The sequence below is a fragment of the Ideonella alba genome (assembly GCF_018069845.1).
Taxonomy (GTDB): Bacteria; Pseudomonadota; Gammaproteobacteria; order Burkholderiales; family Burkholderiaceae_C; genus Ideonella; species Ideonella alba.
On record NZ_JAGQDD010000009.1, the window covers coordinates 119,922 to 132,232 of the forward strand.

Annotated in this window: 10 protein-coding genes; 2 read left to right on the plus strand and 8 right to left on the minus strand. The window is 71.4% G+C overall.

From position 1 onward, the window contains the following. Positions 1–5 precede the first annotated feature (5 nt). Positions 6–758: a LytR/AlgR family response regulator transcription factor gene (locus tag KAK03_RS13790; RefSeq protein ID WP_210854528.1), complete on the minus strand. Its 753-nt coding sequence runs from the start codon at positions 756–758 to the stop codon at positions 6–8. 4 nt (positions 759–762) lie between these two features. Further along, complete coding sequence (locus tag KAK03_RS13795) at positions 763–1,893, minus strand: sensor histidine kinase (protein WP_210854529.1); 1,131 nt, start codon at positions 1,891–1,893, stop codon at positions 763–765. A gap of 174 nt (positions 1,894–2,067) precedes the next feature. Here KAK03_RS13795 and KAK03_RS13800 point away from each other — a divergent pair, with 174 nt between their 5' ends. Further along, positions 2,068–3,456 carry a phosphomannomutase/phosphoglucomutase gene (locus KAK03_RS13800; protein ID WP_210854530.1) on the plus strand — a complete coding sequence of 463 codons (1,389 nt, stop codon included), beginning with the start codon at positions 2,068–2,070 and terminating at the stop codon, positions 3,454–3,456. Continuing rightward, positions 3,456–4,766: a 3-deoxy-D-manno-octulosonic acid transferase gene (locus KAK03_RS13805; protein ID WP_210854531.1), complete on the plus strand. Its 1,311-nt coding sequence runs from the start codon at positions 3,456–3,458 to the stop codon at positions 4,764–4,766. The genes KAK03_RS13800 and KAK03_RS13805 overlap by 1 nt, the downstream gene beginning before the upstream one ends. Here the strand turns inward: KAK03_RS13805 and KAK03_RS13810 are convergent. From KAK03_RS13810 to KAK03_RS13835, 6 genes are read right to left on the minus strand one after another with little or no spacing between them, the layout of a single operon-like run. After that, positions 4,744–6,105, minus strand: coding sequence for a TolC family outer membrane protein (locus tag KAK03_RS13810; protein ID WP_210854532.1), 1,362 nt, complete (start codon positions 6,103–6,105; stop codon positions 4,744–4,746). The genes KAK03_RS13805 and KAK03_RS13810 overlap by 23 nt on opposite strands. Positions 6,106–6,154: 49 nt before the next feature. After that, positions 6,155–6,490, minus strand: coding sequence for a rhodanese-like domain-containing protein (locus KAK03_RS13815; protein WP_210854533.1), 336 nt, complete (start codon positions 6,488–6,490; stop codon positions 6,155–6,157). Positions 6,491–6,506: 16 nt separating this feature from the next. Further along, complete coding sequence (locus tag KAK03_RS13820) at positions 6,507–7,160, minus strand: protein-L-isoaspartate O-methyltransferase family protein (RefSeq protein WP_210854534.1); 654 nt, start codon at positions 7,158–7,160, stop codon at positions 6,507–6,509. Between the two features lie 51 nt (positions 7,161–7,211). After that, entirely contained in the window at positions 7,212–10,358 is a 3,147-nt protein-coding gene (locus KAK03_RS13825) for an efflux RND transporter permease subunit (protein WP_210854535.1), read from the minus strand. A gap of 18 nt (positions 10,359–10,376) precedes the next feature. Further along, positions 10,377–11,531, minus strand: coding sequence for an efflux RND transporter periplasmic adaptor subunit (locus KAK03_RS13830; protein ID WP_210854536.1), 1,155 nt, complete (start codon positions 11,529–11,531; stop codon positions 10,377–10,379). Beyond that, complete coding sequence (locus KAK03_RS13835) at positions 11,528–12,178, minus strand: TetR/AcrR family transcriptional regulator (RefSeq protein ID WP_247661151.1); 651 nt, start codon at positions 12,176–12,178, stop codon at positions 11,528–11,530. Before KAK03_RS13835 ends, KAK03_RS13830 begins: the two co-directional genes overlap by 4 nt. Positions 12,179–12,311 lie beyond the last annotated feature (133 nt).

Here is a 12,311-nt window from a genome sequence, read left to right on the forward strand (position 1 = left end):
GGGGCTCACATGGCCTTGAACAGATGCACATAGGCGCGCGACACCGGCAGCTCGGTGTCGAAGCCGCGCAGGCGCACCCGCACGCGGCTGAGCTCATCGCGCCGGCTGCCCTCGAGGAAGCGCAGGTTGATCAGCGTGGAGCGGTGGATCTGCCAGAACTGCTGCGGGTCGAGCTGCTGGGCCAGTTCGGCGATCGGCGTGCGGATCAGGTACTCGCGCTCGGCGGTCTGGACACAGGTGTACTTCTCGTCGGCGCGGAAGAACAGTACCTCCTCCACCGCGATCTGCTGGGTCCAGTCGCCCTGGCTGGCACGCACCCAGCGCAGCGGCGCCGCGCTGGCGGCCGGGGCCTGCAGACGGCCCAGGGCCTGGGCCAGCCGCGGGTCCTCGGGCGTGGTGTGGCCGATCGCCTCCTTCAGGCGCGCCACGCTGCGCGCCAGGCGCTCGGTGGTCACCGGCTTGACCAGGTAGTCCAGCGCCGCGGCGTCGAAGGCCTGCAGCGCGAACTCGTCGTAGGCGGTGACGAAGACCACCCGGGTCGCGCACTCGATGCCCTGGGCCACCTCCAGCCCGGTCAGCCCCGGCATGCGGATGTCCAGGAAGGCCAGGTCGGGCTGCAGGGCCTCGATCTGCTCGGCGGCCTCAGGGCCGTTGCGGCACTGGGCCACGATCTGCAGATCGGGCCACAGCGTGGCCAGCAGGCTGGCCAGGTGGCGCAGCAGGTGCGGTTCGTCGTCGGCGATCAGGGCGGTGGGCATGGGCTCAGGGCTGGGCGGTGGGGCAGGGCAGGCGGATCTCGGCGCGCACACCGCCGCCGGGCTGGGGCTGCAGCGCCAGGCGGGCGTCGTCGCCCCAGGTCTGCTGCAGGCGCTCGCGCAGGTTCTGCAGCGCGCTGCGCTGGCCAGGGCGGCGCGCGGCGGGCGTGTCCAGGCCCAGGCCGTCGTCGGTGACGCTCAGCACCAGCGTGTCGCGGTCGCGCTCGGCGCGCACGCGCACCGTGCCGCCGTCGATCTTGGGCTCCAGGCCGTGGTGGATGGCGTTCTCCACCAGCGGCTGCAGCAGCAGCGGCGGCAAGGGCCGTGCGGCCAGCTCGGCGGGGATGTCGATCTGCCAGCGCAGCCGCTCCTCCATGCGCAGGCCCAGCACGCGCAGGTAGGCCTCCAGCAGGCGCTGTTCGTCGGCCAGCGTGTGCTGTTCGGCGCGCAGGCCGCCGAAGGAAGAGCGCAGGTAGTCGACGAAGGCCTCCAGCATGCCGCGGGCACGGGGCGGATCGGCCTCCAGCAGGCTGAGCACATTGGCCAGGGTGTTGAACAGGAAGTGCGGCTCGATCTGGCCCTGCAGCAGCTTCAGCCGGGCCTCGGCGGCGCGCCGCTCGGCGGCCTCGATGCGGCGCCGGTTCTCCAGGTACAGCCAGTGCAGCCCGGACACCAGCACCAGCACCACCAGCCAGCTGATGCTGACGTTGGTGGGCGAGCCGCCGCCGTCGAACCAGGTCAGCCGGTAGCCGGCCAGCCACACGCCCAGCGGCCAGGACCAGGCGGTGCCGCCCATGGCGATCGCGGTGGCGACCCAGGCGCGGCGGCGGTCCGACCAGGCCCGCCAGCGCGCCAGGCCGATCAGCCCGGTCATGACGTCGAAGCTGAGGTGGATGCCGGTGGCCACCACCGCCGAGACCAGCAGGTTCAGGCCGTAGGTCCGCCGCCAGGCGGTGCCATTCGTCCACAGCCCGGCCTCAGGGCTGGTGGCGAAGGCCACTACCGTGAAGACCAGGGCCACCAGCGCCGCGAACAGCAGGGACCACACCCATTGCAGCCAAATGGGGCCGACCCGGGTCAGGCTGCTGTCGGTCCAGGCGCGCCAGGAGCGCCGCAGAAGCTGTTTGTCGAGTGCCATGGGGCGCAGTCTAGGCAGTCCGGGCGCCCGATCGGCCGGGCGCGTCGACGAATCGACAGCCGGGCCGACGGATCGACAGCAGCGGCCCCTGGCACCCAACTTGCTGAGCCCGAGGGCGGGCCGCCTCTCTACAATGGCCGCCACCCCCCTCACCACTGTCCCGATCCCCACACCATGCAAGTCCACGCCTCCGTCTTCAAGGCCTATGACATCCGCGGCATCGTCGGCCAGACGCTCGACGACGCCTTCGCCGAGCACCTGGGCCGGGCCTTCGGCACCGAGGCCAAGGCCGCCGGCGAGCGTGCCGTGGTGGTGGGCCGCGACGGCCGCGTGTCCGGCCCCGGTCTGGCCGCTGCGCTGATCCGCGGTATCGCCTCGACCGGCCTGGACGTGGTGGACATCGGCGCCGTCACCACCCCGATGACCTACTACGTCGCCGCCACGCGTGGCGCGCACGGCTGCAGCAGCGGCATCCAGGTCACCGGCAGCCACAACCCCAAGGACTGGAACGGCTTCAAGATGGTGCTGGCCGGCCGCGCCATCTACGGCGACGAGATCCAGGGCCTGCGCCGCCGCATCGAGGCCGAGGACTATGCCCAGGGCCCCGGCCGCATCGGGGCGATGGACATCGTGCCCGAGTACGCGCACCGCATCACGTCGGATTGCAAGCTGGCCCGGCCGATGAAGATCGTGGTCGACTCGGGCAATGGCATCCCGGGCGCCAGCGCGCCGGCCATCCTGCGGGCGCTGGGCTGCGAGGTGATCGACCTGTACTCGAAGGTGGACGGCGACTTCCCCAACCACCACCCCGACCCTTCCAAGCCCGAGAACCTGGCCGACCTGATCAAGGTGGTGCATGCCACCGATGCCGAACTGGGTCTGGCCTTCGACGGCGACGGCGACCGCCTGGGCGTGGTCACCAAGGACGGCCAGATCATCTACCCGGACCGCCAGCTGATCCTGTTCGCGCGCGACATCCTCAGCCGCGTCCCGGGCGGCACCATCATCTTCGACGTCAAGTGCACCCAGCGCCTGGCGCCTGCCATTCGCGAGGCTGGCGGCGTGCCGCTGATGTGGAAAACCGGCCACTCGCTGGTCAAGGCCAAGCTCAAGGAAACCAATGCGCCGATCGCCGGCGAGATGAGCGGCCACATGTTCTTCAAGGAGCGCTGGTACGGCTTTGACGACGGCATGTACACCGCCGCGCGCCTGCTGGAGATCCTGTCGCGCCACGACGACCCCAGCGCGGTGCTGAACGCCCTGCCCACCAGCTTCAACACGCCGGAGCTGAACGTGGCCTGTGCCGAGGGCGAGCCGCACCGCCTGATCGCCGAACTGCAGGCCAGTGCGCAGTTCCCGGGCGCCGAGGTCTCCACCACCGATGGCCTGCGCGCCGACTACCCGGACGGCTTCGGCCTGGTGCGCGCGTCCAACACCACCCCGGTGCTGGTGATGCGCTTCGAAGGCCACACGCCCGAGGCGCTGCACCGCATCCAGGACGAGTTCATGGCCGTGCTGCGCAGCGTCAAGCCCGACGCCCAGGTGGGGGCCGCGGCCCACTGATGCCTGCCGCCGGCTGGCGCGCGGGCCTGGCCCGTGTCGCCTACAGCACGCTGCTGCGCCTGGCGACGCCGCTCTACCTGGCGCGCCTGTGGTGGCGCGGCGCACGCGAGCCGGGTTACCGCTCGGCCTGGCCCGAGCGGCTGGCGCTGGGTGGCCCCGCGCAGACCCCCGGGGCGCTGTGGCTGCACGCGGTATCGCTGGGCGAAACCAAGGCCGCGGCGGTGCTGATCGACGCCCTGCGTGCCCGGCAGCCAGGCCTGCGCCTGCTGCTGACTCACGGCACCGCCACCGGCCGCGAGGCCGGCCGGGCGCTGCTGCGCGAGGGCGACCTGCAGACCTGGCTGCCCTTCGACACCCCCGGCGCGGTGCGCCGCTTCCTGCAGCGCCACCGGCCGGCGCTGGGCGTGCTGATGGAAACCGAGGTCTGGCCCAACCTGCTGCAGGCGGCCGAAACCGCCGGCGTGCCGATCGTGCTGGCCAACGCCCGCCTGTCCGAGCGCAGCGCCGGTCGCGGCGAACGCTTCGCGGCCGTGCTGCGCCCGGCGGCGCAGCGCATCACCCTGGCGCTGGCCCAGTCTGAGGACGACGCCCGCCGCCTGCGCCAGGCCGGCGTGCCGCAGGTGGAGGTGGCTGGCAACCTGAAGTACGACCTGCGCGCCGACGCGGCGCTGCTGGCGCGCGGACAGGCCTGGCGGGCCCGACTGGGCCGGCCGGTGCTGGCGATGACCAACACCCGCGATGGCGAGGAGGCGCGCCTGCTGGCCGCCTGGCGCGGCGTCCCCTGGCGCGGTGCGGCGCCACTGCTGCTGATCGTGCCGCGCCATCCGCAGCGCTTTGATGCCGTGGCGGCGCTGGTGGCTCAGGCCGGGCTGAGGCTGTCACGCCGCGGCACCTGGGGCGATGAGGGCCCTGGTGCGGACGCCTGCCAGGCCGAGGTCTGGCTGGGCGACAGCCTGGGGGAAATGTCGGCCTACTACGGTGCGGCGGACCTGGCGCTGCTGGGCGGCAGTTTCGAGCCCTTGGGCGGCCACAACCTGATCGAGTCAGCGGCCTGTGGCTGCCCGATCGTGCTGGGGCCTTCGACCTTCAACTTCGCCGACGCCGCCGAGCGCGCGCTGGCCGAGGGCGCCGCCTGGCGCGCCGCGGACCTGCCGCAGGCGCTGGCATTGGCGGCGGAACTGCTGGCCGACGCGTCGCGCCTGACCGGGGCCGCCCAGGCGGCGCAGGCCTTCAGCGCCCGTCACCGCGGCGCGGCCGAGCGCATGGCCGGCCGCATCGGGGCGCTGCTTACTTCGCCAGCAGCGCGTTGACGTTGGCCACGTCGGCCGGCTGCAGCGTGCCGGCCGCCTGGCGCAGCTTGAGGCCACCGACGATCACGTCGTAGCGGGCCTTGGCCAGGTCGCGCTGGGTCTGGAACAGCTGGGTCTGGGCATTGAGCACGTCCAGGTTGACGCGCACGCCCACCTTGTAGCCCAGCTGCGTGGCTTCCAGGGCCAGCTTGCTGGACGACTCGGCCGCCTCCAGCGCCTTGACCTGCGCCTGGCCGGCCTGCACGCCGAAGAAGGCGCTGCGGGTGCCCTGGGTGACGCCGCGGCGGGAGGCCTCGTAGTCGTTGCGCGCCTTGTCTTCCAGCGACAGGGTTTCCTTCACGCGGTTCTGCACCGCAAAACCGGCGAACAGCGGGACGGTGACGCTGACACCGATGGCGGCATTGGTGCCCGTGCCCGAAGTGCTGTAGCCCACCAGCCCGCCCGGCGTGACCGTGTCGCCGCTGACACTGACATGGGTCTTGCCGTAGCTGCCCGTCAGCGCCACCGTGGGCAGGTGGCCGGCCTGGGCCTTCGCGGTTTCCAGCTTGGCCACCTCCAGGCCCAGACGGGCTTGTTCGATGGTGGTGTTGCGGGTCTCGGCCTCGCCCACCCAGGCATTGACTTCGGCCGGCTGCAGCGGCGGCAAGGCCACGGGCTGGGCCAGCGGGCGAGGCTCCAGGCCGGTCTTGCCCACCAGCTGTTCCAGCGCCAGTCGCTTGACGCGCAGGTCGTTGTCGGCGGCCACCTCCTGCGCCAGCACCAGGTCGTAGCGGGCCTGGGCTTCACGGGTGTCGGTGATGGTGGCGGTGCCCACTTCGAAATTGCGCTTGGCCGACGCCAGTTGCTCCGCATTGGCCTTCTTGTTGGCCTGCACCGTGGTCAGCGTGTCCTGGGCGGCCAGCACGTCGAAATAGGCCTGGGCGACGCGCACGACCAGGTCCTGCTCGGCAGCGCGCAACTGGGTCTGGGCCAGTTCCACCCCCCGCTTGGCCTGCTCGATGCTGACGCTGTTGGCGCGGTTGAACAGGTTCTGCTGCGCCTGCAGCGCCACGTTGGTGGCGTTGGTGTTGGTGCTGCGCGTGCTGGCGTAGGGCGTGTCGGCCTCGGTGCGCGAGGCGCCGGCACTCAGGCCCACGGTGGGCAGCCACAGCGCATTCGCCTGGTCCGCCCGGTACTGCGCGGCACTGGCTGCGGCTTGCGCGCCCAGGTAGGTGGCGTCGTAGCCGCGCGCCGCGTCGTACAGCTCCTGCAGGCTCTGCGCCTGCGCGCTCAGGCCGGCCAGGCCCAGAGCGAGGAGGGCGGCGGTGCGGTGCAGGGTGAAACGGCGCGGTGGCGTCATGGTGGCTTTCCTTGGAGCGATGAAGGCGGGAGCGAAATCCGCTGAGGGGTCAGTAGCGGGGCACGGACGGATCGACCAGACGCGACCAGGCGTCGGTGCCACCCTCCAGGTTGTACACCTCGTCGAAGCCATGGTTCGACAGGTATGCGACGACCTGCGCGCTGCGGGCCCCGTGGTGACAGAAAACGACGACAGGCCGCGCCGGGTCCAGTTCGGTGCGGCGCAGCGGCACCAGGTGCATCGGCATGTGCAGCGTGGGCACGCCGGCCAGGTTCAGCGGGGCGATCGCCAGTTCCTGCGCCTCGCGCACGTCCAGCAGCAGCGGCTGGCGATCCGCGTGATCGGCCAGGAAGGCGTGCAACTGCTGGACGGTGATCGCGTTCATCGGCTCGGTCGCTGGCTCAGAAACGGAAGCGGCTGGGCTCGGCGAAGCCCTCCAGGCGCGGCGCCACGGTGTCGAACAGCTCGACCTTGGCGAACGAGGACTCGCCCTGGCGCGTCACCAGCACGGCACGCATCACCGGCTCGTGGCCCTCGATGGCCAGCAGGCGACCGCCCGGCTTGAGTTGCGCCAGCAGGGCCTGCGGCACCTCGGCCACCGAGCCCGACAGCAGGATCACGTCAAACGGCGCCTCGGCGGCCAGGCCGGCGCAGCCGTCGGCCTCGCGCACCTCCACGTTGGCCAGACCGGCGCGCTGCAGGTTCTCGCGCGCGGCACGGGCCAGCGCCGGGCGCTTTTCCAGGGTGATCACGCGCAGTGCGCGGTGGCCCAGCAGCGCGGCCTGGAAGCCCGAGCCAGTGCCGATTTCCAGCACAGTCTCGTGGCGCTGCACCTTGGCTTCCTGCAGCAGGCGGGCCTCGACGCGCGGGGCCAGCATCATCTGGCCGTCGGCCAGCGGCACCTCGGTGTCGACGAAGGCCAGGGCCTTGCAGGCGGCCGGCACGAAGTCTTCGCGGCGCACGGCGCCCAGCAGGGCCAGCACGGCGGTATCCAGCACATCCCAGGGGCGGATCTGCTGCTCGATCATGTTGAAGCGGGCTTGTTCGATGTTCATGGCGATGTCCTCGGGTGGGCGTCGGCGGTGGATTCGGGTCAACCCTTGATTTTAGGCTGCCCCGCCTGACGCCGGGCTGCCCGTGCCGCGGCGCCGGCGCGCCCAGCTCGAGAGGTCATCCAGGTAGGCGTAGATCACCGGCACCACCACCAGGGTGAGCACCGAGGACGTGATCACGCCGCCGATCACCGCCTGGCCCATCGGCGAGCGCTGCTCCGAGCCCTCGGACAGTGCAAAGGCCAGCGGCACCATGCCGAAGATCATCGCCAGCGTGGTCATCAGGATCGGGCGCAGGCGCACGCGGGCGGCTTCCAGCAGCGCCTCGCGCCGGGCCATGCCCTGCTCGCGCAGGCGGATCGCGAAATCCACCAGCAGGATCGCGTTCTTGGTGACCAGGCCCATCAGCATCACCACGCCGATGATCGAGAAGATGTTCAGCGTCGAGCGCCACAGCAGCAGCGCCCCGACCACGCCGATCAGCGTCAGCGGCAGCGAACTCATCAGCGCCAGCGGCTGCAGGAAGCTGCGGAACTGGCTGGCCAGGATCATGTAGATGAAGATCACGCCCATCGCCAGCGCGCTGACCGCGTAGACGAAGGATTCCTGCATGTCCTTGGTCGAGCCGCCGAAGCGGAACTGGTAGCCCGGTGGCAGCGCGGTGCTGTCCAGCACGGCGCGGATGTCGGCCGAGACCTCGCCCAGCGCGCGCCCCTCGGTGCCGGCGGTGAACTCGACCTCGCGGTTCAGGTCGCGCCGGTTGATCTGGTTGGCCAGGCCGGCGGGCACCAGCTCGGCGGCCTGGTCCAGGCGCGCCATCCGCGGGCTGCCGTCCAGGTTCTGACCGGCCGACAGCACCAGCCGGCCCAGGTCGGCGCGGTCCTCGCGGGCCTCGGGGTGCAGGCGCACCTTGACGTCGTAGTTGTTGCCGTCCGGCGCGCGCCAGGTGCCCACGGTGGTGCCGGCCACCAGCTGGCGCAGCTGGGCGGTGATGCTGCCCAGGCTCAGGCCCAGGTCGGAGGCGGCGTCGCGACGCACCTGCACCGCCAGCGTGGGCGTGTCCTCCTTCATGCTGGTGTCCAGGTCCACCAGCCCGGGGATGGCGGCCAGGCGCTGGCGCAGGCCCTCGGTCAGGCGCTTGAGCTCGGCCAGGTCGGGGCCCTGCAGCGACAGCGAGATCGGCTTGGCGCCGCCCACCGGGTCGGTCAGGCCGACCAGGGTGACGGTGATGCCCGGCACCGAGGCCAGCTGCTCGCGCAGCACCGCCGACATCTGGTCGACCGAGCGCGAGCGCTGCTTGCGATCCACCAGGCGCACATAGATGCTGACCTGGTTGTGGCCCAGTGCGACGCCGGTGTTGATCGTCGCCAGCGTGTACTTCACCTCGGGCATCTGGCGCAGGATGCGGTCGACCTGGCGGGCGCGTTCCTCGGTCAGCGCCAGGCTGGAGCCCACCGGGGTGTAGAAGGCCACCGTGGTCTCGGAAAAATCGGCCTTGGGCACGAACTCGGTGCCCAGCACCCGTGTCAGGCCCAGGGCCAGCACCAGGCTGGCGGCGGCGATGCCCAGCGTCGACTTGGGGTGATCCAGAGACCAGCCCAGCGCCGCGTGGTAGCCCCGACCCAGGCGGTGCGAGGCGCGGTCCACCCAGTGCGTCAGCCGCCCCAGTGTGCGGTCGTACAGCGTGCGCGGCACGAAGGGCTGGCCTTCGCGGTCGATCGCCGGGTCGTGCCAGACCGAGCTCAGCATCGGGTCCAGCGTGAAGCTGACGAACATCGAGATCAGCACCGCCGAGACGATGGTGATGCCGAACTCGTGGAAGAACTTGCCGATGATGCCGCCCATGAAGCCGATCGGCGCGAACACCGCGACGATCGACAGCGTGGTGGCCAGCACTGCCAGGCCGATCTCGTCGGTGCCTTCCAGCGCCGCCTGGCGCGCCGGCTTGCCCATCTGCACATGGCGCACGATGTTCTCGCGCACCACGATGGCGTCGTCGATCAGCAGGCCCACGCACAGGCTCAGCGCCATCAGCGTGATCATGTTGATCGTGAAGCCGAAGGCCTGCATGAACAGGAAGGTGCCGATCAGCGCGATCGGCAGCGTCAGCCCGGTGATGACGGTGGAGCGCCAGGAGTTCAGGAACAGGAAGACGATGCCGATGGTCAGCAGCGCACCCTCGATCAGCGTGCGCCGCACGTTCTCGACCGAGACGCGGATCGGCCGCGAGTTGTCGCGCACCACATCCAGGGCCATGCCGGACGGCAGTTGGGCGCGCAGCGATTCGACCACCCGGTTCAGGCCGTCGACCACCTCGATGGTGTTCTCGCCCTGGGCCTTGACCACGTCCAGCGCCAGCATACGCTGGCCATTGCGCAGCGCCAGGCTGTCGGTTTCCTCGGGGCCGTCGACCACCTGGGCCACCTGGTCCAGCCGCACCGGTTGGCCGTTGCGGCGGGCGATGACGATCTGGCCCATGTCGGCCGGCCGGGCGACGCGGCCGTCGACCTGCACCACGTCTTCGCGCGCCGGCTGGCGCAGCGTGCCGGCGGGCAGGTTGCGGGTCTCGTTGCGCACCGCGCTGGTCACGGCGTCGGCGCCGATCGAGAAGGCCTCCAGCGCCTGCGGGCGCAGGTAGACATTGAGCTCGCGCTTCTGCGCGCCCACCAGCGCCACCGAGCCCACGCCCCGCACGTTCTCCAGGCGCTTCTTCAGCACCTGGTCGCCGTAGGTGCTCAGCTCGGAGGCGCTGCGGCTGTCGTCGGGCGAGGTGAGGGCGACGGTCCAGATCGGGCGGGACGCGGGGTCGAAGCGCTGCACGCGCGGCTCGTCCACCTCGTCGGCGAACGTGGCCTTGACCTGGGCCACCTTCTCGCGCACGTCGTCGGCGGCACGGCGGCCGTCGACATCCAGGTTGAACTTGACGATGACGACCGAGGTGCCCTGGTAGCTGCGGCTGAACAGCTCGTTGATGCCGGCGATCGTGTTGACCGCCTCCTCGACCTTGATCGTCACCTCGTTCTCGACCACCTCGGCAGAGGCCCCCGGGTAGGTGACGGTGACCACCACGAAGGGGAATTCGATGTTCGGGAACTGGTCGACCTTGAGCCGCTGCACGGCAAAGCCACCCAGCACCACGAAGGCCAGCATGACCATCACGGCCATGACCGGGTTGCTGATCGAGACGCGGGTGAACCACATGGTGCGGGTCGGCCCTGCTCAGCGGGACGCCGCCGAGGCGGGCGCGGTGGCCGCCAGGCGCACCGCAGTGCCGTCGCGCACCGTGCCGACGCGCTCGCGCAGCAGCGCGTCACCCGCGGTGGCACCGGACAGCAGTTCCACCAGCGGTTCGCCCTGCGGCGAGCGGCCGCGCAGCCCGGTCTGCACCGCATGCGCCCGGGCCTGTCCGCCCTGCATCACCAGCACATAGGGCTGGGGCTGGTCCTGGCGCAAGGCGTCCAGCGGGACGGCCAGTCGGTCGCTGCGGGCCAGGGCCACCGTGCCCTGGGCGAACAGGCCCTGGCGCAGCGCCGGGTGCGGCGCCAGGCTCAGGTAGGCGGTGACGGTGCGGGCGCCGGCGGTGGCGGTGGGGTTGATGCGCGCGACGCGTGCGGTCACCGGCTCGGTGATGCCATCGACACGCAGGCGGGCCGTGGCGCCCACCGACAGCCGCGCCACCGCCTGGGGTGCCAGCGCCGCCTCCAGCTCCAGCTGCGACAGGTCGACGATCTCCAGGATGCGCCCGTCCAGCGCCACCCGCTCGCCCGGCTGCGCCAGCCGGGCCGACACCAGGCCGTTGATGGGGGCCACCAGCAGGGTGTCGCCCTGGGTCTTGCGGGCCAGCTCCACCGCGGACTGCGCCGCCGCCCAGCTGGCGCGGTTGGCCTGGGCCGTGGACTGCGCGGATTCCAGCGCGGTGGGCGAGATGAAGCCCTGGGCCACCAGCGCCTGGCTGTTGGCCAGCGCGCGCTCGGCGATGTCGAGCTGGGCCTTGGCGGCATCGGCCTGCTGCTGCGCCTGCTTCAGGCGCCAGCCGGCCTCGGTGTCGTCCAGCCGGCCCAGCACCTGGCCGGCGCGCACGGCGTCGCCTTCGCGCACCGTGAGTTCACGCAGTTCGGCGGCCACTTTCGCCTTGACCAGGGCGCTGCGCACCGCCTTGACGCTGCCGGTGAGCTCGATCTCCTCGGTGAGTGGCTGCACCGCCACCACGGCCAGGTCGCCGGGCAGCAGTTCCAGCGCGGCCCGGCTGGGGGCGCTGGCCGCTGCCGCGGTCGTCGGTCCGGCGGACGGGGCGCCCGGGCGCAGCTTCCAGCCGACCAGGGCCAGGCCGGCCAACGCCAGCAGGATCAGGACGCGGCGCAGGACTGGGCTCATGGGGCGATGGGTTGGGCCTGCAGGCCGTGCAGGACCAGGTGCAGGTGGCTTCGGATGATGCGGCGCGGGTCGGCCACCATGGCGTCGGCCAGCGCACAGGCGCCCACCGAATGCTTGTGCAGGCACAGCATGATGATCGGCAGCACCAGGGAGTGGGCGGCGGCCTCCACGTCGACCGGGCGGAACTCGCCGCGGTCGATGCCACGCTGCAGCAGGGCCTGGATCACCGCCAGGCCGGGTTCGATCACCTCCTGGGCGTAGAACTCGGCAATGTCGGGGAAGTTGCGCACCTCGGTGATCACCAGCTTGAACAGGGCCGAGCTGGGGCTGTCGTACACCTCTTCCCACCAGGTGGGCAGCAGCTCGGTCAGTGCCTCGGTGGCACTGCCGTGGTGCTCCAGCAGGCGCTGGCGGCCGTTGGCCACGGCGCTGGACAGGGTGTGGCGGATCACGGCCTTGAGCAGCTCTTCCTTGCTGTTGAAGTACAGGTAGAGCGTGCCCTTGGCCACGCCGGCACGCTGCGCCACCTCCTCGGCCCGGGTGGCCGAGAAGCCTTTTTCGGTGAACAGGGCCAGCGCGGCGTCAAGCAGCTCGCTGGGGCGGGCTTCCTTGCGGCGCTGGCGGTGGGGAATGGCGGGCTCGGACATGTTTACTGACTGACCGGTCATTAATCCTAACAGGCTGACGGCGGCCGTCAATACCCCTAATGGTATCCAGGGCCTTGGCCGGTGCCTGACCCGTCAGGGGGCGACCACCGCGGTCGGTAAGATCACGGCCTTT